Annotated in this window: 23 protein-coding genes; 20 read left to right on the forward strand and 3 right to left on the reverse strand. The window is 51.9% G+C overall.

All coding sequences use genetic code 11. The features are described from left to right. Positions 1-36: 36 nt before the first annotated feature. A complete protein-coding gene (locus B5F35_RS04905) occupies positions 37-651 on the reverse strand; it encodes a recombinase family protein (RefSeq protein ID WP_087238648.1) in 615 nt (204 codons plus the stop codon). Between the two features lie 1,082 nt (positions 652-1,733). Between B5F35_RS04905 and B5F35_RS04920 the strand changes: the two genes are divergently transcribed. From B5F35_RS04920 to B5F35_RS04950, 7 genes are all read left to right on the forward strand, one after another. Continuing rightward, a complete protein-coding gene (locus tag B5F35_RS04920) occupies positions 1,734-2,513 on the forward strand; it encodes a hypothetical protein (RefSeq protein ID WP_087238654.1) in 780 nt (259 codons plus the stop codon). A gap of 117 nt (positions 2,514-2,630) precedes the next feature. Beyond that, positions 2,631-3,077, forward strand: a complete 447-nt coding sequence (locus B5F35_RS18400; protein ID WP_140401148.1) for a DUF7601 domain-containing protein — start codon at positions 2,631-2,633, stop codon at positions 3,075-3,077. Positions 3,078-3,086: 9 nt separating this feature from the next. Then, a complete protein-coding gene (locus B5F35_RS04930; RefSeq protein ID WP_087238658.1) occupies positions 3,087-3,452 on the forward strand; it encodes a DUF7601 domain-containing protein in 366 nt (121 codons plus the stop codon). Then, positions 3,449-3,895 (forward strand): DUF7601 domain-containing protein, encoded by a 447-nt coding sequence (locus B5F35_RS04935; protein WP_140401149.1) that lies wholly within the window; start codon positions 3,449-3,451, stop codon positions 3,893-3,895. The genes B5F35_RS04930 and B5F35_RS04935 overlap by 4 nt, the downstream gene beginning before the upstream one ends. A gap of 56 nt (positions 3,896-3,951) precedes the next feature. Continuing rightward, positions 3,952-4,773, forward strand: coding sequence for a class B sortase (locus tag B5F35_RS04940; protein WP_087238663.1), 822 nt, complete (start codon positions 3,952-3,954; stop codon positions 4,771-4,773). Between the two features lie 172 nt (positions 4,774-4,945). Then, positions 4,946-5,425, forward strand: a complete 480-nt coding sequence (locus B5F35_RS04945) for an SMI1/KNR4 family protein (RefSeq protein WP_087238665.1) — start codon at positions 4,946-4,948, stop codon at positions 5,423-5,425. A 27-nt stretch (positions 5,426-5,452) separates the two neighbouring features. Next, entirely contained in the window at positions 5,453-5,854 is a 402-nt protein-coding gene (locus tag B5F35_RS04950; RefSeq protein ID WP_087238667.1) for a hypothetical protein, read from the forward strand. A gap of 271 nt (positions 5,855-6,125) precedes the next feature. Here B5F35_RS04950 and B5F35_RS04955 read toward each other — a convergent pair whose 3' ends face one another. Together B5F35_RS04955 and B5F35_RS18985 are read right to left on the reverse strand one after the other, a co-directional pair. Then, entirely contained in the window at positions 6,126-6,920 is a 795-nt protein-coding gene (locus B5F35_RS04955) for a uroporphyrinogen decarboxylase family protein (protein ID WP_206424011.1), read from the reverse strand. Next, on the reverse strand, positions 6,893-7,153 hold the full coding sequence (locus tag B5F35_RS18985) for a hypothetical protein (protein WP_206424012.1): 261 nt from the start codon (positions 7,151-7,153) through the stop codon (positions 6,893-6,895). Before B5F35_RS18985 ends, B5F35_RS04955 begins: the two co-directional genes overlap by 28 nt. Before the next feature lie 205 nt (positions 7,154-7,358). Between B5F35_RS18985 and B5F35_RS04960 the strand changes: the two genes are divergently transcribed. The 13 genes from B5F35_RS04960 (at position 7,359) to B5F35_RS05020 (ending at position 22,208) form a co-directional block, all read left to right on the forward strand. Next, positions 7,359-8,153, forward strand: a complete 795-nt coding sequence (locus tag B5F35_RS04960) for a M23 family metallopeptidase (RefSeq protein WP_162611333.1) — start codon at positions 7,359-7,361, stop codon at positions 8,151-8,153. A gap of 111 nt (positions 8,154-8,264) precedes the next feature. Next, complete coding sequence (locus tag B5F35_RS04965; RefSeq protein WP_140401150.1) at positions 8,265-9,101, forward strand: carbon-nitrogen family hydrolase; 837 nt, start codon at positions 8,265-8,267, stop codon at positions 9,099-9,101. 257 nt (positions 9,102-9,358) lie between these two features. Further along, entirely contained in the window at positions 9,359-10,753 is a 1,395-nt protein-coding gene (locus tag B5F35_RS04970) for an MBOAT family O-acyltransferase (protein WP_087238673.1), read from the forward strand. Positions 10,754-10,789: 36 nt separating this feature from the next. After that, positions 10,790-11,980 (forward strand): DHHW family protein, encoded by a 1,191-nt coding sequence (locus tag B5F35_RS04975; protein WP_087238674.1) that lies wholly within the window; start codon positions 10,790-10,792, stop codon positions 11,978-11,980. A 207-nt stretch (positions 11,981-12,187) separates the two neighbouring features. Continuing rightward, entirely contained in the window at positions 12,188-12,445 is a 258-nt protein-coding gene (locus B5F35_RS04980) for an HPr family phosphocarrier protein (protein ID WP_087238676.1), read from the forward strand. Positions 12,446-12,456: 11 nt separating this feature from the next. Beyond that, on the forward strand, positions 12,457-14,079 hold the full coding sequence (gene ptsP, locus B5F35_RS04985) for a phosphoenolpyruvate--protein phosphotransferase (RefSeq protein WP_087238678.1): 1,623 nt from the start codon (positions 12,457-12,459) through the stop codon (positions 14,077-14,079). A 46-nt stretch (positions 14,080-14,125) separates the two neighbouring features. After that, complete coding sequence (locus B5F35_RS04990; protein WP_087238680.1) at positions 14,126-15,520, forward strand: undecaprenyl-phosphate glucose phosphotransferase; 1,395 nt, start codon at positions 14,126-14,128, stop codon at positions 15,518-15,520. 67 nt (positions 15,521-15,587) lie between these two features. Further along, complete coding sequence (locus B5F35_RS04995; RefSeq protein ID WP_140401151.1) at positions 15,588-16,796, forward strand: EpsG family protein; 1,209 nt, start codon at positions 15,588-15,590, stop codon at positions 16,794-16,796. A 13-nt stretch (positions 16,797-16,809) separates the two neighbouring features. Beyond that, complete coding sequence (locus tag B5F35_RS05000; RefSeq protein ID WP_162611334.1) at positions 16,810-17,955, forward strand: glycosyltransferase; 1,146 nt, start codon at positions 16,810-16,812, stop codon at positions 17,953-17,955. Positions 17,956-18,240: 285 nt separating this feature from the next. Then, positions 18,241-19,407: an ABC transporter substrate-binding protein gene (locus tag B5F35_RS05005; protein WP_087238843.1), complete on the forward strand. Its 1,167-nt coding sequence runs from the start codon at positions 18,241-18,243 to the stop codon at positions 19,405-19,407. 107 nt (positions 19,408-19,514) lie between these two features. Next, a complete protein-coding gene (locus tag B5F35_RS05010) occupies positions 19,515-20,396 on the forward strand; it encodes a branched-chain amino acid ABC transporter permease (RefSeq protein WP_087238686.1) in 882 nt (293 codons plus the stop codon). 15 nt (positions 20,397-20,411) lie between these two features. Then, positions 20,412-21,443 carry a branched-chain amino acid ABC transporter permease gene (locus tag B5F35_RS05015; RefSeq protein ID WP_206424013.1) on the forward strand — a complete coding sequence of 344 codons (1,032 nt, stop codon included), beginning with the start codon at positions 20,412-20,414 and terminating at the stop codon, positions 21,441-21,443. A gap of 3 nt (positions 21,444-21,446) precedes the next feature. Beyond that, complete coding sequence (locus B5F35_RS05020; protein WP_087238687.1) at positions 21,447-22,208, forward strand: ABC transporter ATP-binding protein; 762 nt, start codon at positions 21,447-21,449, stop codon at positions 22,206-22,208. The last annotated feature ends 5 nt before the right edge of the window (positions 22,209-22,213 follow it).

Here is a 22,213-nt window from a genome sequence, read left to right on the forward strand (position 1 = left end):
TCAAAAAGTACACCTTATGAGAGCTACATTTTTCCATTATCCCCTTTTTTCATCCAAAAGAACTTTATACTCTCGTAATCTACGGTAAAAGGTAGCTTCGCTCATATCGCACTGCTGTAAAACCGCGGTAATGGACAGCTTTTTTTGTTGCCATGCGTTGACAATTTCTCCAAAATCACCAGGCAAGGGCTTTCCGGGTCTGCCGAATTTAATCCCCTTTGCTTTTGCGGCGGCAATCCCTTCTGCCTGTCGTTTTTTTATGTTTTCACGCTCATTCTGCGCCACAAAAGACAGGATTTGCAGCACCAGATCGGCAATAAAAGTCCCCATCAAATCTTTCCCGTTTCTGGTATCCAGCAGCGGCATATCCAAAACACAAATATCAACACCGATTTCTTTGGTAAGTACACGCCATTGCTTTTGGATTTCCTCATAATTGCGCCCCAATCGATCAATACTCAGGATATACAGCAGATCCCCGGCTTTTAGTTTTCGCACCAACCTTTTATAATGAGGACGTTCAAAATCCTTGCCGGATTGCTTATCCAAGAAAATATTTTTTTCGGGTACAAGCACTCTTCGTAAAGCAATCATCTGTCGGTTCTCATTCTGATCTGTGCTTGATACTCGCACATATCCATAAATGTTCATGTTACTTATTTCTCCCATCTTAAAAAATGATAAAAAGGAAGCAGGAATGGTATATCACCGCTCCTGCTTCTTGTTTTCTCTGCGTAACGTAATGATTTTCTGATTTTTCTGAAACTTCTCCACCATTTGCTCTTCGTTGAAGGAATACGGGTTGTCCTCGCACAGTTCGGCACAGAGTTGTCCAATTTCTTCCCGCAGCTCTGTGCAGTCTGGTCTGCGGAAGAAGCGGTGGTGCAAGGCTTACGTGTAGTCGTTCATGGTATTCTGCCCTCCTTTCCAAGACACACAATACCGGAAACATTCAGGAATAGCTGTTATGAAATGACTTTTTACAGTCGATCCCATCGCTGCGAAGTTGCTGGTACAAAGAATATCCCAGGCAACCAGCTTTGTACTCACATACAAACTGGAACCTTTTGCCTCCTTGTCATGATGACTCCTCCTTTTGTATACGGTAATTCCTGTCTGCTTTTGTTTCACACCTTAAGTATGACAGGTAAATCCCCACCTTACAATTGGAGGAGTCATTTCACATTGTCTATGGCAGTCGCGGAAAGTTATATCAGAAAGTTCCTAGTTGAAAATGGCTTTTTGAATAGGATGGATTATGCAGCGCAGATCACCGCTGCGCTTTTGATACTTCTATGTACTATTACAAAATTGTGTATACAAGTAATGTGGCATCAGTTAGGAGCAATAGGCCAGAAAGAGAGTTTCTATGAGTAACGAACAACAATGCCATTCTACGGGAAATGGGCACAGTACAGCAGCATTTTTACAGATGGTGTGACAGGAGAATCTGGAAAAACTACTGGAAATCCTGGTTCATGATCCTGATTTTGAACGGCTATAAATGGATACCAGTTACTGTACTGTAAAAATAATCAAATATTTGTGTTGAAATTCTGTATTGGTGACAATATAATAATAAGGCTTGCTATATTTTATTCCATTTATTTCTTTTCAAGGAAACTAATATAGTGGATCGAAACAGCTGCAAGATAAGCCGATATCCAAAGGCGAAATAGCAAAAAAAGAGAACAAAGTAACAGGGAGGTTGCTTGGTGAGTAGTTGGAGGAAGATGAGAAAGCGCGCACATGCCATGCTTTTGGTGTGTGCCATGCTGTTATCTCTATGCATGACGGATTTTGTGGTGCGCGCAGAAGAGACGCCCACAGGGCTTTGTGTCCACCATATGGAGCATAACGAGGAATGCGGCTATACGCAGAGGCAGGCGGGAACAGACTGCACCCACACCCATGATGACAGCTGCGGATATGTACAAGCACCGGAAGACACACCCTGTACCCATGTGCATGATGAGGTATGCAGTTATGTGGAGGGTCAAGATGAGATCCCCTGCGATCAGAACTGTATGGATACAGACAGTGATGGTATAGTGGATCATGTGGAGGGCTGTACCTATCGGCCTGCAGCAGAAGGCGTGCCATGTACCCATACACACGACGAAATATGCGGTTATGTAAAAGGTCAGGATGGGAACCCCTGTACCCATGTGCACGATGAAACATGTGGCTATGCGGATGCCGGAACCATAACAGATGGCGTTGCAGTGACTCGCGGTGTGGGTTCCGTTGTCCACAGTATGGTCCAGTTTGCGGCAGCCGACCAAGTGGATGCCACTCTCTACGATATCAAGGCCCAACTCCTCACCAGCCAGGATGATCCCGGTACAGATACCGAGTGGAGTACCTGGGACGACACTGTAACCGATACGAATATCCCGGAGAAAGAGCTGCATCTTCAGTATGAATCCGACTCCAGCAAGCGTATTTTGGATTACGGACCGGCCAACAGATGGCCCTCCCAAAAGGTAGGACTGATGACAGATGTGGGCTGATCCAAACTGGAGATCCGCCAGTGCCAGAATCCAAAGGACTCTGACCTTGACAGTCACAAAGAGGATCTGGGCAGCCGAAATCTGGTTAACCTCTTTTCCGGCAGTGTCACCGTACATGTGAAAAACCTTTATACGCAGCCCGCAGGTGATTTGAGGGTCAGTAAGATTGTGACTGGAGAAAATCCGGATACAACCACAGCTTTCCATTTTCGGGTCACTCTTACCGGTGAGTCCACGGATCCGGATACACAGCAGCCTATTTCCGGTTCGGATATTACAGGAACTTATGGCGGCATGACCTTTCAAAATGGTGTAGCTGACTTTACCCTTACCCACGGACAGACTGTTACGGCCAGCAGGCTGCCTGCGGGGCTGACGTACACAGTGACGGAAGAAGCGTCGGAGGAATATACTGCCATTTGGACGGGACAAAATGGAACGATCCAAACGAACGCAGTTGCGCAAGTTCATTGTATCAATGAGAAAAATGAAGACTCAGTCCCCGCTGGAAACCTGAGCATCACCAAGACTGTCACTGGAGAAGGCGATCGGGAAAAAGCCTGAACCTTTTCAGTGACCTTGAAGGATAGCACCGGTGCCAATCTGAGCGGCAGCTTCGCCTACTCGGGAAGCAAAACAGGTACGCTGACAAGCGGCGGAACCATCCAGCTCAGGCACGGGGAGACAGTAATCATTTCCGGAATTCCTGCCGGGACCCAGTACCTGGTGACCGAAGCCGAGGCCAACCAGAATGGCTATGAGACCACGGTAACCGGAGCACAGGGAAACATTATAGAAAATGCTACCGCTCAGGCTATGTTTACCAATGAGAAAAAAGACGGGGGCGGTGGCGGAGTTTCGGATCTCACCGGAAGCCTGAGTATCACCCAAACCGTTACCGGAGAGGGGGATCCAGAAAAGCCTGGACCTTTTCGGTGACTTTGAAAGACAAGAGCGGTGCTGATCTGAACGGCAGTTTCTCCTACTTAGGCAGTAAAACAGGTACGCTGACAAGCGGCGGAACCTTCCAGCTCAAGCACGAGGAGACAGTGACCATCTCCGGAATCCCTGCCGGGACCCAGTATCTGGTGACCGAAGCCGAGGCCAACCAGGACGGCTACCAGACCACGGTAACCGGGGCGGAAGGGATGATTCAGGAGGGTGTCCTTTCCACAGCGGTATTTATCAATGATTGGAGCAAGAGCACTACAACGCCGGAGATTCCAGATAACCAGGACGGCTCCAGAGACCCCAACACCCCTCAGACAGGGGATAACAGCCTGACCGGGCTGTGGGGAGTGCTGTGCGCAGTCTTCTTGCTTGGGCTGCTGCTCACCTGGATGATCGGCAAAGTTCAACAGAAGAAGCGAATCCAGAAATAACAAACCAGGGCGTCGGCGAGTTTCCTCGCCGACGCCCTGGTTCAAAATGGAGCTTTATGAAAAAACGAAAATTTACCCTTCGTCATGGGATCATGTTGGTCTGTACCCTGGGATTTTTTTTGTCCGGCGGGATGCTGCTGAGAGATTTGAGCCGTTCCGCCTGGGAACGGGCGGCCAATGAAAGATTGGCGCAGCGGGTGGAGCAGATGTCTCCCACTGTATCCCCCTCTCCCGGGGAAACGATCTCATCCCCGGAACAGGAGGATCCGCAGCGCAATTACCGACCGCTGCTAGAAGAAAACCAACATTTGGCTGCCTGGCTGACCATAGAGGGAACAGGAGTGGACTACCCCGTTTTGTATACACCGGAAGAACCAGAATACTATCTGCGGCGAGCTTTTGACGGCAGCTATGCAGTCAGCGGCAGTTTGTTTATTGGCACGGACTGTGTTCCCGATAGCAGTAATGTTTTGATCTACGGCCATGAGATGAAGGATGGATCCATGTTCGGTGAACTGGATCGCTATGCCCAGGAGGAGTATGCCAGGGCGCATCCGGAGATCTTCTATGACAGAATCTGGGAGGATGGAAGCTATGAGCGCCGGACCTTTTTGGTCATGGCAGCCGTCTACAGCCAGGTATACCAGGTAGAGCAGGAAAATGTATTCCGCTATTACTACGGTACCGACCTGTCAGAAGAAGCAGCTTTTGAAAACTATGTAACCCAGGTCGAGGCAGCATCTATATATGATCTGGGCGTTACTGCAAAATATGGGGATCGTCTGCTTACCTTATCCACCTGCAGCTACCACACACAGGACGGACGCTTTGTGGTTGTGGCTCGGGAAAGTACACCTCACACAGGCAAATTGCCATAAATTAGAAAAACCGATAAATCGCTACGATATATCCCATACATATCTTCCATTTATATCTGGTGTAAATGCAGCCTCAGGGAAGAAACGGATGGAATTAATCTATTCAAAAATGGGTGGGGCTTGGCTCAGATCTTCCTAAGAGCGTAGACAAGAATTTCAAGGATGGAGAATTATGAATTTAAAAGAAAAATTGTATTCAAAAGTTAGTGCTTATAATAAACCAGTTTCAGAACAAGATATTCGATTATTTGAGCAAAAATATAATATTTTGCTTCCACAAGAATTAGTAATATTTTATACAAGTATATGTAATGGATGCAAAATGCCAGATGGAAGTGAAATAAAAAAATTAGAAGAATGGGAGATAAATCCATCGTATATTATTAAAGATTTTCCATTTGAAGACTTTTGGATTTGGGAAAATGATGAGTCTTATGATGAGAGTAAGCTACAAGAAACTTTATTTGGGAATATTGAATTAGTTGACATTGGAGATTGCCAAACATGGAATATAATTGTTCAAGGGAAAAAGAAAGGAGAGATGTGGTTTTTTGCTGATGTAGGAATTCAACCATGTGTTCCACCAAAAGGAATGTTAGAGTGGATTGAAGGTTGGCTTGATGGAGATAACGAATATTTTGGTATAGAATAGAAGTGGACTTTGGGAGGTATATCATAAATGTATATCAATTATTTGGGCTATCAAGAATATGGAACACGCAGCGCCAAGGTGCTTTCAACGGAAAAAGAAACTTTAACCGAAACTAAATTGTCCCGGCTTTTTTCTATGATTAGACGCGAGAAAATCAGAAATGTCAATGCTGAAAATAAAGAAGATGGGATCTCTATCTGCATTTTCTTTAATGACACAAATTCACACATTGAAATTATTGATGAGGAAGAAGAAACTCGGTATATCTATGACAATATGCTGGGTGATGATAGTGACATTGGTTTGTTCGGCTACGATTTTCCAAAATGGTCCGTGTGTGATAATTTGGAAACAACAATCGATATTTTGAAAGAATTTATAGAAAGTGGTGAAAAACTTCCCACTGTTTCTTGGAGAGAAGATTGGTAAATAAATTTCCCTTTATTGGGAAGTTGGGCGGTGCGGAAAAGAAGCAACAAAAGAAGGAAAGCTGAAACCCATAAAATAACCTGAAACGACTCTCCCTCAAAAATTTTAAAGTTACTGTCCAAAACACTTGTCTTTATTCGTTTAGTAAATATGATCACCCCTGTTTTCGTTCCGAAGCAAAACCAGGCACTTTTGTTGCAATAGCCACCCAAACAGATTCTTGTGCGTCCAGAAGCAGCCAACCAGGCTGCCTTTCTTTTAAACAGATTTTTTAACCTTTTTGAGAAGGCAGCAGCCGTTCCCATGCCCGATAGATGCGCAGAATATTTTCCGGGTTCGCACCGGGGCCAAATTCGCATTGGGCGATACAGCCGCCGTCCTGCCACAGAGTTTCACAGACACTTGCAACAGCCGCATCAATTTCGGAAAGCGTGCCATGCGGAATGAGGTTCTGCCGATCAATCTCTCCCCAGAAGGTAAGCTTGCCCTTAAACTGTGCCAGGTTTTCCACACCCATACAGAAAATCTGGCTATTCATGGCGTCCAGACCAAGGTCAATCAGCTTTGGAATGATGCGCAGTGTGTTGCCGTCGGAGTGCATAAACATCTTTTTGCCGTGTGAATGGGCAATCTCAATGTAATCTCGGTACATTGGCCGGAAATACTGATCCCACAGCGCGGGGGAAATCAGCAGATCGTTCTGCGAACCCCAATCATCCATCATGTTCAGCGCATCCACATTGGTTTCAGCCCACTTTGTCAGCAGGCGGCAATAGAAATCGTGCATTCTTTCGAAAAAGTCCAGCATCGCGCGGGGCGGATCGAGCAGATCCATATAAAGGTTTGCCGTGCCGCGGATAAATTGCAGCTGCTCAAATGGGCGAGGACAACAGCCGCCGAACAGGAACTTATCCTTTTTCTCCGCGCAGGACGCGTTGACCTGCTCCACGTTAAAGGAAAGCAGCTCCTCGGGGATGTGCACATTTCCCACATCCGCCCAGTCGTCGTCCAGCACGATAGGGCGCTTGACCTCGCCGATCACGCCGCCATGAATATTTGTAAACACACAGCCCCACTCGTCCGTGTACTACCCACAGCATAAGGATCGCCCTGTGTGGGCGCAACCGCTTGATACTGTACCTGAGGGCCATCAAAATCCCAGATAAATTCCTGTTCCAGCTGCTTCATCGTTTCCGGATAATGCTCTGTTGCCCAAGGGAGCGTCCACAGCTGGCGCGGTGCCCTTTCTTCTGTATTGCGGAATTCCAATGTGCGCAGAACAAGCTCCTTTGATGTCATACTGTCTCCTCCATCCCACCATAGAAAGCAGTGCACAGGCTTTTTGTACCACTCTGTTCCCTGTTGTCCCCAGCGTCCGGCACCGCCTTTTTCGATAGTATACACCTCCCTTTCCTGCCACGTCAAACTCCAGATGAAATTCTCTGTATCGCCCGGCATATTTGCCCCAGCTTCCGGCAAGAATAGCCGTGGAGGTGTACAGCTTATGAAATTTGATGGAAAGCATGGAAAAAATACCAAAGGCTTTTATCTTGCTCTAGGCATCTGTCTTCTGGCTGTCGGAATCGCGGCCTGGACGACATATGACAGCGTGGTGAATTTTACCGCACGCGACGAAGCGCTGCAAAGTCAGCCGTCCTATCAGGCAACGGAAAAAACGGTAAGCGGCGTTAAAGAAAGCTCTTCCAGCCCGATTCTGAGCGCAGAATCCTCGCAGCCGGAAACATCGCAGACGCAGCAAAAACCGGAACCTGATCCCATTTCCAGCGCGCCTGAAAAAACAGAATCTTCTCAGGCGCCCGTGAAGGAACCGGAACCGGAGTCTGAAGCAGAGCCTGTGCAGGAAACAGCCGTGGAGCCCGAACAGGAGCCGGATCCTACTCCTGAAAGCCTTTCCTATCCGATCGGCAAAAGCGTATCGCAGCGATTCAGTGGGGACAACCCTGTTTATTCGGAAACCATGGGAGACTGGCGTGTGCACAGCGGTGCGGATATCCCGGCACAGGCTGGGGAAAACGTAACGGCGGCCTGCGCAGGCACCGTTTCAGCGGTATCGCAGGACGAACTGTACGGCGGCTGCGTTGTGGTCACACAGGGCGAACTGGAAGTGTATTACTATGGTGTGGATGAAATTGCGGTAAAAGCAGGTGACACCGTCGCGCAAGGGGATGCCATCGGCGTTCTGGGCAGCGTGCCGTGTGAAAGCGCCGACGGCGATCATCTGCATTTTGCCGTCAAGCGCGCGGGGGCATGGATCGATCCGCTTGAGCTTCTTTCCTGAGAGTCCGGCCATCGTTTCCCTTTCCTCCGGGATTCCTCGTTGACGCTCCCTCCTCTTGTGTGATAAACTGGAAAAAATATCTGGAAAATCGCAAGGGATGGGGGCGTCGCTGTGTCTGGGCTGAAAACGAATGGAGTTCTGCGCATAGGGCTGATTCAAATGAATTCTTTGCCCCGCGATCCCCGGCAAAACAGAAAAAAGGCGGAGTTTCTGATTCGCAAAGCTGCACTGGCAGGCGCTGATCTGGTGCAGCTTCCCGAAACCTGGAACACCGGTTTTTTTCCGAAAGAGGAACTGCTTTCCCTGGCGGAGCCGGAGGATGGAGAAAGCCGAAAGCTGCTTTCCCGCCTTGCCAAAGAGCTTCATCTGGCAATCGCGGGCGGATCCGTTTTAACCCGCCGCGGAAATCAGGTCTGCAATTCCTTTGTTTTTTACACCAGCGAAGGACGTCTGGCGGGAGAATACGACAAGATACACGCATTCTCCCCTTCGCAGGAAAACGTGTATCTCCAGGCAGGCAGCAGCCTGTGCTGCCTGGAAGCTGGAGGAATACGGGCCGGTGCGCTTCTGTGTTATGATCTCCGCTTTTGTGAACAGGCGAGACTTCTGGCCTTGCAGGGAGCGGAGCTTCTTCTGGTCTGTGCCCAATGGCCGCGTGAACGGATGGAGCATTGGCGGATACTGGCCCGGGCCCGAGCCATCGAAAACCAGGTATTTGTTTCAGCGGTCAACGGGTGCGGGTGTTTTGATGGTGTGCAAAGCGGGGGCGGCTCTCTGGCTGTCTCCCCATCGGGAGAAATACTGGGCCAGGCGGGAAAGGACGAGGAAATCCTTTTCACGCAACTGAAAACAGCCGAGAGAGCCGCACTCAAAAGGCAGATGGATCCTCTCAGCGATCGCAGGCCGCTTCTGTATGCGGGCCTTTGCCAGCCCGCGCCGCATCAATAAACGCTTTCCCGAACAGGGCGAAGCGGCAGCAGCCGCTCCGCTCTTTTTGTCATTTTCCCGAAAGGGAAATGAGACGAAGCTGTGACGAAAGTGTAATAAAAAAGATATTGGTATCTGTCGCCTTTTGTGGTAAAATAGTCGAAAGGCTGTCGGCGCTTTTGATGACTGCAAAAACTCGGCCGCGCCGTACCGGACGCCGCAGGCGGACATGGAAAAGCCCGCTTTGGGCGTACAAGGGAAGGGTTGGATGGTAAACAATGATTTTCAGCAGCTTGATCTATTTGTTTTTCTTCTTTTTGATCGTACTGCTTGCGTATTATCTTGTGCCGCGCAAGCTGAAAAATTTATGTCTGGTGATATTCAGTCTGGCATTTTATGCATGGGGTGAACCCGTTTATGTGGTTCTGATGATCCTCACCATTCTGGTGGACTTCTGCTGCGGACTTTTGATCGGCCGCTTTTCCGAACGAAGGGGTGCAGCCCGCGCCATTGTGCTGGGGAATGTTCTGATTAACCTTGGTTTGCTGGGTTGGTTTAAATACGCAGGGATGCTTGTCAGTACGTTTGACCAGATCACAGGGCTTGGCGTTTCCATCCCGGAGGTTGCCCTGCCGATTGGTATTTCCTTTTATACCTTTGAAAGCATTTCCTACTCGGTGGACGTTTACCGCAAAGAAGCGCCTCCGATGAAGAACATCATCAATTTTGCCACCTACCTGTCCTTCTTCCCCCATCTCGTAGCCGGTCCCATTGTGCGCTATGAGAAACTTCAGGCCCAGGTAGTCCAGAGACAGGAGACACTTGAGAAATTCACAGCGGGCATGATGCGTTTCTGTCAAGGTGTTTTCAAAAAGGTTTTGCTTGCCAACAATCTGGCAGGGCTCGCTGAGCGCGTCCAATACATGGGAAATCCCTCCACACCGGAAGCATGGATGGGCATTCTCGCCTACACCTTCCAGATTTACTTTGACTTCTCCGGCTATTCGGATATGGCCATCGGCCTTGGCATGATGTTCGGCTTTGAACTGCCGGAAAACTTCGATCACCCCTATATTTCGCGCAGCGTATCCGAATTCTGGCGCAGATGGCACATGACGCTGGGCGGCTGGTTCCGGGAATATGTATATATCCCGCTGGGAGGAAACCGCCATGGCAAACTGTCTACCGTGCGAAACCTTGCGATTGTCTGGGTGCTGACGGGACTGTGGCATGGAGCAAGCTGGAATTTCGCCTTCTGGGGTGCTTACTACGCCGTTCTTATCATTTGTGAAAAGCTCTTCCTGGGCAAGCTTTTGGAAAAAACGCCTGTCTTTATTCAATGGCTCTATACCTTCCTTGCAGCCGTGATTGGCTGGGTCTTTTTCTCCTATACCGACATCGGTGCAGCATTCCGTGTCCTCGCGGCCATGTTTGGATTCCCTGGAAGCGGAACCGACTCTCTTGGCGTATATGCTTTGCTGACATACGGCGCGACCATGCTGATTGCCGCAGTATGCAGCACTCCGGCGGCAGGAAATCTTCTGGAAAAGCTGCGCACCTCCGGAAAGCCCGGAAAGGTAATCTGGTGCACGGGATTTCTGGTGCTGTTCGTTGTCAGCATCGCATTTTTGGTGGATAATTCCTACAATCCGTTCCTGTATGCCAAATTCTGAGAAGCTGTTTTGTAAAACTGCAAGGAGTATTTTTCTATGAAAATACAAAACGTAAAGAACGAATGGAAAAAATGCGAACCCGAATATGCGATTCTCACTATCATCTTGCTGTTGTTTCTGGTGGTGGGAGCTGTGTGGATTATATTTGCGCCAAAGGAAGATTTCTCCGAAGATGAGAACCGCGCATTGGAGCCCACTCCCAAGATAAGCGTGGAGAGTTTGCTTGACGGATCCTTTATGGATTCCGTGGAAAGCTATATCGGAGACCATTTCCCTCTGCGCAAGCAGTTTATTTCCCTTTACAATGCCACACAATATGGGATAGGCAAGCGCGATGTGAGCGGCAACTACTCGTCCACTCCCGCGGAGGGCGGCGTTTATTTTGGGCGCGACGGGCATTTGTATGAAGTACTTCTGCCGGACCGTACCGGAATTTTCGAAGAGAACGCGCAGGCTCTTGTCAACTTTGCAAAAGCTGTGGATGTTCCCGTGTATTTTCTTCCCGCTCCATCCGGCAGCCAGGAACAGCCGGAAAAGCTTCCTCTCTTCGCACCAAACCACAGCCAGCGCGAAGAGCTGCAGCGCCTGAAAGAGCTGGCCAGGGACGAGGCGGTCGTTGTTGACACATTTGATGCTTTGAGCAGCATCAATGGAGACTACTATTACAAAACGGATCACCACTGGAATACTTTTGGCGCATACGCCGCTTATCAGGTGCTTTGCAGCGAAATGGGCCTGACCGCCACTCCGCTGGACAGCTATGAGCTGCGCACCGTAACACAGCCGTTTTACGGTACGCTGTATTCCAAAGCGGTTTCCTGGTTTCAGCAGCCGGATCGCATGTATCTGCCTGAACTCAAGCAGCCGCAGCAGATTACGCAGTATGTCAATGGGACCGGGCCGCGGGAAGGAATCTACTGGGAGGAATATTTGGAGCAAAAGGATAAGTACTCTGTCTATCTGGGCGGAAACCGCGGCGTGGACGTGGTGAAAAACGCGGATGTGACAAACGGCCGCAAGCTTCTTATCCTCAAGGATTCCTATGCAAACAGCATGATCCCCTTCCTCAGCACGAATTTTTCCGAAATTCATCTGATTGATCTGCGGTATTACAACTTTAATGTATATGATTATATGAAAGAACAGGGAATCACGGATGCAGCCGCCATTTACAGCGTCAAACAGCTTTGCGATGTATCCATTGCCAATAAGCTCATTGTTCGCTGAATAAAATTAAGTCTTTGAGAAAAGGCGCTTGGCTGCTCCCCCAGCCAGCGTCTTTTTTCTTTAAAATTGCCGCGGACGGATGCGGCCGCGCGAATTGACAAGAGACGGGATGCAGTCTATAATCAGGAGACAGGGGCAGGTTGACTGCCGTAATTTTGCCGCCGCGTCCTGCTTGGGGGACCGAACGGCAGCAAGGAGAGGATCGTAATGAAACAATTTCTGTGGGTTATGCAGGACGAGCTGGGCCTGCACGCACGTGTTGCGGGCGACTTGGTCAAATGCGTGAACTCCTGCACCAGTAAGGTAACTCTCGAAAAGGGTGGAAAACAGGCCGACGCCTCCCGCCTTTTCGCGGTGATGGCGCTGTGTGTCAAGCAGGGTGAGGAAATCACCGTCACAGTGGAAGGACCGCAGGAAGAACAGGACAGCGCCATGCTCCAGGAGTTCTTCCGCGATAACATGTAAGACGCCGGGACATGAGAAAGATCAGAGGAGTGGCAACCTCCGGCGGAGTTGCGTGCGGGCTTGTCCATTTTGTATACGATCCCGTGGCGGCCCCTGTCTTTTGCAAAGCAGCAGATGTACAGCAGGAGCTGGCACGTGTGGAGCTGGCCTGGGAAACCGCCAGAGAAGAGCTGGATCTTCTCTGCGGGATAGCAGGGCGCGAAATCGGCGGGGAATGTGAAAAAATATTTGAGATTCACCGGATGATGCTCGACGATGAGGATTACAGCGAAGCAGTCCGGCGGGTGATTCTGGAGCAGGGAGCATGTGCGGAATTTGCCGTGCGCCGCGCGACCATACAGCTTGGCGCAATGTTTTCCGGGATGGAGGATGCGTATATGCGCGCCCGCATCGCGGATGTGCAGGATATTGGCCGGCGCCTGCTCCATGCACTGAACCCCGCGCTTACCGTACAACCGCCTTTGCCGGAAGGCTGTGTGGCCGCCGCACCCTATTTTACGCCAAGCCAGATCCTTCAGCTGTGCGGAGACGGGGTGCGCGGCTTTTTGGCGCAGGAAGGATCCAGTAAATCGCACGCGGCAATTCTTGCCAGAATGCTTGACGTCCCGGCTGTAACGGCGCTCGGCGCGTCCTACAGCCGCTTATACGACGGGGGCATGGTGATCGCGGACGGTTTTACCGGAGACATCATCCTGGACCCGGACGATCGGGCGCTGGCCGCTTATCGGGAATACGCAAAGCGTCCCGCTGTGCGGGAGGAAACGCTCCGCCAGCTTTGCAGCCTGCCTGCCCGCACACGGGGCGGACGGCGTGTCGGTATCCTGGCCAACATCTGGAAAACCTCCGATCTGCCGCTGGTGGTAAGCAGCGGCGCGGAGGGCGTTGGCCTTTTCCGGACGGAATCGCTGTTCCGCAACCGCACGGAACCTCCCGGAGAGGAGGAACAGCTTCGGATCTACCGATCCGCAGCACGGCAGCTTGGTGATCATCCCATGACGGTGCGCACGGCCAGCCTTGGAGCACACAGCCAGGTTTCCTGCATCCCCTATGAAGAGGAGCCAAATCCTGTGATGGGAGTGCGGGGAATCCGCTTTTCTTTGGAGCATCCCGATCTCTTCTCCGCCCAGCTGCGCGCACTTCTGCGTGCCGCGGCAGACTTCCCTGTGGGTCTGACCTTCCCCATGGTTACAGGGGTAGAGGAGCTGCGCCGCGCAAAGGAGCTGCTGCATCATGCAATGGAAGAGCTCCGTGACAGGAATGTGCCTTTCTGCGAAAACATCCGTGTGGGGGTTATGGTGGACACGCCCGCCGCGGCGCTGATTGCGGAGGCACTGGCCCGGGAAGTGGATTTCTTTGATGTGGGAACCAATGGGCTGACGCAGTTTGCCCTTGCGGCCGATCGGGCCAATCCTGCGCTGACCACACTGTATGACTTTCATCACCCTGCTGTACTGGAGTTGGTAAAGCGGGCTGTATTTGCTGCGAAAAATGCCGGGATCCCTGCTATTATCTGCGGAGACGCTGCGGCCGATCCGCTGATGCTGGGCTTTTTCCTCAGTCTGGGAGTGGAAGCGCTTTCCGTTGCTCCATCCTCCGTGCTGGAACTGCGCCGCGCCGTTCGTTCCATGGAATAATGGGAAACGAACCGCGCGGCGGGTATCCTTTTTAAGGAGTGTGCCAATGATCAAGGAAAATCAGAGAATTTTCAATTTTCTCTTTGCGATTTTCAACGCTTTGCTGTGTGTGCTTGCCATGATCTGCGCATATGGCGTCCGTTTCTATGTTCTCAGCGGAGAACATGGCGTTCATTTTACCTACTATATGAAGCTGATGGCGATGACCGTCCCGGTGAATTTTCTGCTCTGCCAATCCTTCGGTTTGAACGATTCCTTTCGCCGGAAAAATCTGATTTCCGAAATCGGGAAAGTGATCGAGGTCAGCTTTCTGGATGTGATCTTTGTTTTTCTGCTGAGCTTTTTGCTCAAGGAGGTCAACGTCTCCCGCGCCACGGTATTATTGTTTGGTGCTTTTTATGCTTTGTTCTCCACCGCAGAACGTGTCGTGGTGCGCAAAACGCTTCGGGCCCTGCGCAGACACGGTTATAATCTCAAGCACATTGTCATTGTGGGATGGACCAGCATATCCGGCGATTTTTGCCGCAGGCTGATGAAAAACAAAAATCTTGGCTATTGGATCGATGGATATATTGCGGAAAAAAAGGCTGATATCAGCCCTCTTGATCTGCCATATTTAGGGGATTTTTCCTGTTTGCAGCAGCTTTTGGCTCCCAAAGGGATTGATGAAGTTGTTGTTTCCCTCGAAGAAAAAGATTTCAACCGTTTGGGTCATATCATTGAAATCTGCGAACAGGAGGGCGTCAAGTCCAGTCTCCTCCCCTTCTACACAAAATACCTTCCTATGCGTCCGTACATCGATGAGGTGGAAGGGCTTCCGCTGATCAACCTGCGCCGTGTACCGCTGGACAACCTGCTGAACAGCTTTGTCAAACGGGCCTTTGATGTGACAGCTTCCTTTTTGGGCCTTCTGATTCTTTCGCCGTTCCTGCTGGGGGTAGCGGCAGGAGTCAAACTGACCTCCCCCGGTCCAATCATTTATAAGCAGGAGCGCGTTGGGCGCAGCAAGAAAATTTTCACCATGTACAAATTCCGGTCGATGGCTGTGGAAGGAAATGCCGACACAACCACCTGGGGAACGCGGGATGATCCGCGCCGCACACGCTTCGGGACCTTTCTGCGAAAATACAGCATCGATGAGCTCCCCCAGCTTTATAATGTCCTGCGCGGAGACATGAGCCTGGTTGGTCCCAGACCGGAACGTCCCTTCTTCGTAGAGAAATTCCGCGAGGAAATTCCGCTTTACATGATTAAGCATCTTGTGCGTCCCGGTATCACCGGCTGGGCGCAGGTGAACGGCTGGCGCGGGGACACTTCCATTGAAAAGCGGATTGAATGCGATATCCATTACATTGAAAACTGGTCGTTTCTTCTGGATATCAAAATTCTGTTTCTTACGGTATTCCGAGGCTTCATCAACCAAAGTGAGGACGCCGCGTAAAGGAATACCGTTGCAATTATGAAAGAGCCGCCCGCTTTGCCGGCGCGGGGAAAGAGAGGAATTGAATTTGCTTCCTTACATGATTTTGCTTTTGTTTACTCTGGTTCTTGGTATTTTTCTTTGTGAATGGAAACGCAACTCCGCTTCCGTGCGCTCCCGCGATCTTATTTTCCTGTGCATCGCCGGTGCCGGGCTTACGATTTTTGCTTCTCTCCGTGGAAGCAGCGTTGGCATTGACTATCAAATGTACCGCGACTATTTCTTCGCCATGCGGGAGGGCGGCGCAAGCTATCTGGTTTCTTCCAGTAACCCCTACCGTTTGGAGTGGGGGTACAGCCTGCTGAACTACCTTGTCTCACTGGTTTCCAGTGATGTGCGGGTGTTTATGGCGGCAGCCGCCCTGCTGATTGCCGGTTTGACTTGTCTGTTTATCGCGAAAAACTCTCCTTCCTGGTGGCTGAGTGTATTTGTATTTGTCAGCTTCGGATTTTATAACAATTCTCTGTGCTTCATCCGCCAGAGCATTGCCATTGCGATCTTCCTCTTTGCCATCCCCTTCCTCAAGGAGAAGAAGCTGATTCCTTATCTGGTGATTGTGGTGCTGGCCGCCTCGTTCCATAAAGCGCTGTTTATCATGGTCGTGCTTTATTTCATCGCTCATATCCCCGTCACCTGGAAATCTCTGACGGTTTACGGAGCACTGACCGCTTTGGTTCTGATCTTCAGCTGGCCGCTCTTCCACTTCGTCACACAGTTTGTCTATCAGTATTATGCAACCGAGGAAGGCCTGTACTATATGCAGGGCCGCGACTGGCAGACTGCTTTTGTCCCTGTGGTTTATATGCTGGTGATCGTTGGGCTGCGGCAGTATCTGCTGAAACGCGATCCCAAAAATATAGTTCTGGTCAATTTCTCGATCTATGCGGGACTGCTCTACATCATGACCTGCAAGCACTTCCTGTTCCAGCGTTTCGGCATGCTGTTCTTTACTGCGGCAATCCTGGTCATTCCGGAGTTTCTCGTTTCGATCGATGCAAACCGCGATGAACTGGCAGAGCTCGAACAGGGCGGAGCGGCCAAAGTGGTCAAAAAGAACGCAGGCCGGAAAAAAACAGCCATCGAGCTGCGTGAGCGGCGAAGCGCCCTGCGCAACCGTAAATACTACTACCTGTACTCTGTGGCAGCGCTTATCTTTATCGGGGTGGTCTATTATATCTGGATGCTGATGCAGGATCGCACACTCCTTCTCCCCTATGTCACCTTCTTCCAAGGGTAAGGAGGCATCCCGCTTGAAACGCATTCTTTTCTGCGCCTCCACAGTATCCCACCTCCGGCGCTTCCATCTGCCGTATCTGCAGGCGTTCCAGGAAGCTGGCTGGGAGGTATGGGCCGCATCGGATACGGGGGAATCTCTGCCATATGCGGATCGCACCGCCATTCTTCCGGTGGTCAAGCGATTTTTCAGCCCACAAAATTTAAAAGCCGTAGGGGCGGCGCGGCGCCTGCTCCAGGATGGCCGGTTTGACGCGGTCAGCGTTCACACAACGCTGGCCGCGGCCGTGATCCGGGCTGCCGCGCTGACGCTTTCCAAACGTCCCATTCTGTTTTACACCTGTCATGGCTATCTGTTCGCAGAAACAGACGGTGCGGCAAAGCGTCTGGCTTACCTTCTGCCCGAAAAGCTGTGCGCCCGTGTAACGGACGTTCTAATGGTGATGAACGAGGAGGATCGCCGGATCGCGGTGAAGCACCGGTTATCCTCCGATGGGATCGTTCACTCAATCCCCGGCATGGGGGTAGACTTTTCCCGTTATTCTCCGCTGTCCCCCGAGCAGCGTGCCTCTCTTCGTGCGCAGTACGGCTACGCGCCGGAACACGTTGTTTTTGTTTATGCGGCAGAATTTTCCGCACGGAAAAATCACGCGCTGCTCCTGCACGCCTTTGCAAAGATGGCACGGGAATGTCCGAATGCCCGTCTGTTTCTGGCGGGAAACGGCGCTTTGCGGGAAGAATGCGTCCGCCTGGCCGGGGAACTGAACGTCTCCGATCGCGTATATTTTGCCGGGGAACTCAATGGTATGGGACCAATTTACGGCATGTGCGACGCCGCGGTTTCTTCCAGCCGGAGCGAAGGTCTTCCCTTCAATGTCATGGAGGCGATGGCAGCTGGCGTTCCCGTTGCGGCTACACGGGTCAAAGGACATGTGGATTTGATCCGACCGGGAGAAAACGGCCTGCTCTTTGCGCCGGACAGCCCGGAGGAGGCAGCGGCCGCCATGGCACAGCTGTGCCGCTCTCCCAATTTGCGCGCTAAGCTTTCAGCCTCGGCTGCCGCGGATCTGGATCGGTATGCCCTCCCCAATGTGCTGCCCCAGGTTCTCGCCATTTACCGGGAACGTTTCCCCCACGACCTCAGCTCTTTCTCAAAACCATGAAAGTGTTTTTTCACTTTCTTTCAATTTTCTTGCTTCTCCAGCAAAAAACTGTCTCTTGGATGAAACAAGCAGAGGATTCTCCTGCAAAACGCGGAGAAATCCATGCTGAGATTTGGAAATTGTGTGAATTTGGACGATTCTCACAGGAAAATTCTCCGATTTGGCTTTTTTGATTGAAAATATCGGGCAACCGTAGTATAATTCAATACATTAAAGCGAAGCTTGACTACATTGCGGATGGTTCGCGGCCAGCGGACATTTTCGCACCAGGAGGGTATGATGACCATGAAAAAACGTATTCTCGCGGCTTTGATGGCGCTTGCCATGCTTGGCGCCTTCTCCGGCTGCTCCAACACGGGCAACGGCGGCTCGGCTTCCGGCGGCAGCGACTCCGACACCATCCGGATCGGCGGCCTCGCTCCCCTCACCGGCGATGCAGCCAGCTACGGCGTAGCGGTGAACAACGGCATCCAGATGGCTGTGGAGGACATCAACGCCAACGGCGGCATTGACGGCAAACAGATTAAATACATCTATTACGACGAAAAGGGCGACACAACCGAAGCGACAAACGCCTATAACAAGCTGGTGCAGGACGATAAGGTGGTAGCCATCATCGGCGACGTAACCACGAAGCCCACACTGGCTGTGGCGCAGACCTCCCAGCAGGACAACATCCCTATCATTACCGCCACCGCCACCGCGGCTGAGGTAACGCTGACCGGCCCCAACATTTTCCGTGCCTGCTTCACCGATCCGTTCCAGGGAGAGCTGATGGCCTCCTATGCCTCGGAGAAGCTTGGGGCCACAAAAGTGGCTGTCCTCTCCGATATGGCGGACGACTACTCCTCCGGCATCGCGGAGGCCTTTGTGGCCAAGGCCAAAGAGCTGGGCATGGAGGTTGTCGCGGATGAAAAATACCAGGACGGCGATGTGGACTTCAAGAGCCAGCTGACCAACATCAAGGGCCAGAATCCGGACGTTCTCTTCCTGCCGGTCTATTATGAGGATCTCCGCCTGATCTCGGCACAGGCCAAAGAAGTGGGCGTGACAGCTCAGCTCTGCGGCGCGGACGGTTGGGACTCCGTTCTCACAGATAACTTTGATTCGAGCGTGCTCAACGGCGGCGTATTTTGCAGCCAGTACAGCACGGAAAGCACCGACGAGCGCGTGCAGAACTTCATCTCCACCTACAAGGAGAAATATGAGATGGATCCGAATATGTTCGCTGTTCTTGCCTATGACGCCACCAACATGATGGCACAGGCAATTTCCGACGCGGGCAGCACGGATTCCCAGGCTATCATTGACGCAATGGCGGCGCTGGAATACGACGGCCTGACCGGTCACATGACCTTCGATGCGGATCGCAATCCGCAGAAGTCCGCTGTGATTGTCTCCATTCAGGACGACACGTACAAATTTGTTGAAAACTACGATCCGGAGGCATAACGCCGGATTGTCTGAAATTGAATTTCATGCGCCCATGCGGCGCGTGCTCAAAAGGGGATGATTTCGATCACCCCCTTTTGGATTATCTTGAGGCAGGAGGGTCAGGGATGGATTTTCTCACACAGATCATCAACGGCCTGGGCCAGGGCAGCATTTACGCGCTTGTGGCGCTCGGCTACAGCATGGTCTACGGTATCACCCAGCTTATCAACTTTGCGCACGGCGACATCATCATGGTGGGCGCCTACACCACCTATGTGATGCTCATTATGGCCGGGACGCCGCTCTGGGCCGCGATTCTCGCGGCTGTCCTGTTTTGTGCGGTGGTCGGCGTCATCATCGAACAGGTGGCCTACCAGCGTCTGCTCAACAAAAATGCTCCCCGTATCTCCCTGCTGATCACGGCGATCGGCGTCAGCATGCTGCTGCAAAACCTGTATCAGCTTATTTTCAAATCCGACGCCAAATCCGTCTCCAATGTTCTGCCGAGCTTTCCAATCCCGGTGGGACCGCTGGAAATCAGCAGCGTCACGCTGATTACCATTGTGACCTCCGTTCTGGTGATGCTCCTGCTTCAAATTCTTGTCAAGAAAACGAGAATCGGCAAGGCTATGCGCGCCACCAGTGAGGACGCGGGCGCGGCTAAGCTGATGGGTATCAGCTCCCGCAATACGATTGCGTTCACCTTCGCTATCGGCTCCGGCCTTGCGGCGATCGGAGCGGTGCTGTACTGCGGCGCGTATCCGCAGATCACCCCGTATATGGGAAGCATGCTCGGCCTGAAGGCTTTTGTCGCGGCGGTGCTCGGCGGAATCGGCAGCATCCCCGGCGCAATGATCGGCGGCATCCTGATCGGCGTGGCGGAAAGCCTGACGAAAGCTCTTGGATGGTCGCAAATCACCGACGCTGTCGTGTTTGGTATTCTGATTCTGGTGCTTCTGGTCAAGCCCGCCGGGCTTTTGGGCCGGAACATCAAGGAAAAGGTGTAAGGAGGTGCGCTGGCTGTGACTAAATCAAAGAAAACGGGGCGAATCCCCAAAAGCAAGCTTCTCTCCTATGCCGTCAACGCCGGGCTTCTCCTGGTGTTCTATTTCCTGTTTTTCGCCCTGATTGCGAACGGTACCATCAATCGTTACTCCTCCGGCATTATGACCACGATGTTCATCAACATTATCCTGACCGTCAGCCTGAACCTGGTCAGCGGATTTCTGGGCCAGCTGGTGCTCGGCCACGCGGGCTTCATGAGCGTGGGCGCTTATACGGCGGCTCTGTTCACCCTTTACTCAGGCCTGCCGATCACGATCGCTTTCCCCATCTCGATTGTCCTCGCGGGCGTGATGGCCGCTGTGTTCGGCGTGATCATCGGTGTGCCTGCCCTGCGCCTGCGCGGCGATTATCTGGCTATCATCACACTGGGCTTCGGTGAGATTATCCGCGTGATCATCCTCGCGTGTGACTTCACCGGCGGCGCCAAGGGACTGCGCGGCATCCCAACAATCCTTCCCAAGGGCAGCGACGCTACCTCCCTCGCTCTGGCAAAATACTCCTACGTTTTCTGGCTTGCCGTCATCACTGTGGTGGTGATCTGGGCGTTTGTCCGTTCCCGTCACGGCCGAGCTGTGATCGCCATCCGGGAGGATGAGATCGCGGCGGAAGCCTCCGGCATTCACACCACCTACTATAAGCTGTTCGCCTTCGTGATGGCAGCATTTTTCGCAGGAGTCGCCGGTTCTGTATACGCCCATCACATTGGCGTGCTGGATCCGGGCAAATTTAACTTTGACTACTCCGTTGAAATCCTGCTGATGGCTGTTCTGGGCGGTCTCGGCTCTATCACAGGCTCCATTATCGCGGCAGTCGCGCTGACCATCCTGCCGGAGTTCCTGCGCGGCTTCGAGGACTACCGGATGCTGATTTACGCGGTGATCCTCATCATCGTGATGCTGTTCAAACCGTCCGGCCTGATGGGGCAGCGGGAGTTTTCACTGTCCGGTCTGGCCGCACGCCTGACGGCCAAAAAGAGAAAGGGGGAATAAGCCATGGCAGTTTTGGAAGCAGAAAACCTCAGCATTGTGTTTGGTGGCCTCCATGCTGTGGATGACGTCCATTTCTCTCTGGAAAAGGAACAAATCATGGGCCTGATCGGCCCGAACGGCGCGGGAAAAACGACGGTATTCAACCTTCTCACCGGTGTGTACACTCCCACCACCGGACAGATCAAGCTGGAAGGCCAAAGCATCCTCGGCAAAAAAACGCACCAGATCACCCGCATGGGGATCGCGCGTACCTTCCAGAATATCCGCCTGTTCAAAGACATGACGGTGCTGGACAATGTGCGTGTCGCCATGAACCAGAAAATGAAATATTCCGCTGCCGCCGGGATTTTCAGTCTTCCGTCCTACTGGCGGGAAGAAGCGGAGGTGGAGGAAAAGGCTTTGGAGCTCCTGAGCGTGTTCCATCTGGAGGATCATGCGTCGGATCGGGCCAAGAATCTTCCCTATGGCCAGCAGCGCAAGCTGGAAATCGCCCGCGCTCTCGCGGCGGAGCCCAAGGTACTCCTTCTCGATGAGCCTGCCGCCGGCATGAACCCGACGGAGACGGCAGAACTGATGGAGACTATTGAGCTGATCCGCTCCCGCTTTCACATCTCCATTCTCCTGATCGAGCACGACATGAGCTTTGTCATGGAAATCTGCGAGCATCTGGTGGTGCTCGATTACGGCCGTATCATTGCTTCGGGCTCTCCCGAGGAGATCCGCTCGAATCCAAAGGTCATTGCTGCGTATCTGGGAGGTGAGTGAGATGA

This window comes from Anaeromassilibacillus sp. An200, from assembly GCF_002160025.1.
Lineage (GTDB): Bacteria > Bacillota > Clostridia > Oscillospirales > Acutalibacteraceae > Caccousia > Caccousia stercoris.

Bases quoted from the DNA above. Each gene is read 5' to 3' on its own strand.
- B5F35_RS04905 (WP_087238648.1), bottom strand. From the start codon at position 651: ATGAACATTTATGGATATGTGCGAGTATCAAGCACAGATCAGAATGAG.
- B5F35_RS04980 (WP_087238676.1), top strand. From the start codon at position 12,188: ATGAAACAATTTCTGTGGGTTATGCAGGACGAGCTGGGCCTGCACGCA.
- B5F35_RS18985 (WP_206424012.1), bottom strand. From the start codon at position 7,153: ATGACATCAAAGGAGCTTGTTCTGCGCACATTGGAATTCCGCAATACA.
- B5F35_RS04990 (WP_087238680.1), top strand. From the start codon at position 14,126: ATGATCAAGGAAAATCAGAGAATTTTCAATTTTCTCTTTGCGATTTTC.
- B5F35_RS04975 (WP_087238674.1), top strand. From the start codon at position 10,790: ATGAAAATACAAAACGTAAAGAACGAATGGAAAAAATGCGAACCCGAA.
- B5F35_RS05020 (WP_087238687.1), top strand. From the start codon at position 21,447: ATGGCAGTTTTGGAAGCAGAAAACCTCAGCATTGTGTTTGGTGGCCTC.
- B5F35_RS05010 (WP_087238686.1), top strand. From the start codon at position 19,515: ATGGATTTTCTCACACAGATCATCAACGGCCTGGGCCAGGGCAGCATT.
- B5F35_RS04940 (WP_087238663.1), top strand. From the start codon at position 3,952: ATGAAAAAACGAAAATTTACCCTTCGTCATGGGATCATGTTGGTCTGT.
- B5F35_RS04960 (WP_162611333.1), top strand. From the start codon at position 7,359: ATGAAATTTGATGGAAAGCATGGAAAAAATACCAAAGGCTTTTATCTT.
- B5F35_RS04970 (WP_087238673.1), top strand. From the start codon at position 9,359: ATGATTTTCAGCAGCTTGATCTATTTGTTTTTCTTCTTTTTGATCGTA.
- B5F35_RS04950 (WP_087238667.1), top strand. From the start codon at position 5,453: ATGTATATCAATTATTTGGGCTATCAAGAATATGGAACACGCAGCGCC.
- B5F35_RS04920 (WP_087238654.1), top strand. From the start codon at position 1,734: ATGAGAAAGCGCGCACATGCCATGCTTTTGGTGTGTGCCATGCTGTTA.
- B5F35_RS04945 (WP_087238665.1), top strand. From the start codon at position 4,946: ATGAATTTAAAAGAAAAATTGTATTCAAAAGTTAGTGCTTATAATAAA.
- B5F35_RS05005 (WP_087238843.1), top strand. From the start codon at position 18,241: ATGAAAAAACGTATTCTCGCGGCTTTGATGGCGCTTGCCATGCTTGGC.
- ptsP (WP_087238678.1), top strand. From the start codon at position 12,457: ATGAGAAAGATCAGAGGAGTGGCAACCTCCGGCGGAGTTGCGTGCGGG.